This window comes from Streptomyces sp. NRRL F-2664 (genome assembly GCF_000719345.1).
In the GTDB taxonomy this organism is placed as follows: Bacteria; Actinomycetota; Actinomycetes; order Streptomycetales; family Streptomycetaceae; genus Streptomyces.
Genome location: NZ_JOFX01000350.1, coordinates 1 through 460 on the forward strand (window position 1 = coordinate 1; position 460 = coordinate 460).

Here is a 460-nt window from a genome sequence, read left to right on the forward strand (position 1 = left end):
CAACTGCTCGCCTGGGGAGGGTCGTTCGGTGTTCTGTACCGGGCGGGGGTCGAGTGCACGGGATCCTTCGGGACCGCGCTGACCTGGGTCCTGCGCCAGGAGGGCATCGACGTCGTCGAGATCAACCAGCCCGACCGTGCCACCCGGCGCAAGCGCGGCAAGACCGACGCCATCGACGCGGACGCGGCCGCCCGCGCGGTGCTGTCCGGACGGGCCACCACCGTGCCGAAGAGCGCGGACGGGCCCGTGGAGGACATGCGGGTCCTGCGGCTGGCCAAGGAATCGGCCGTCAAGGCCCGCACCCAGGCGCTGAACCAGCTCAAGGCCGTCCTCATGTCCATCGACCCGGATCTGCGCGAACTCCTCACCGGCCTGAGCAACCCCGCGCTGGTTGCCACCTGCGCGGCCCTCGACGTCGATGAACGGGGCGAGGCCGTCTTCACGATGCGACTGCTCGCCC

1 protein-coding gene is annotated in these 460 nt (G+C 71.1%); it reads left to right on the forward strand.

The genetic code is table 11. The features are described 5' to 3' along the window. Positions 1–460 (forward strand): IS110 family transposase (locus IF89_RS0136050; protein ID WP_043194971.1); only part of this gene is annotated, 460 nt, incomplete at both ends.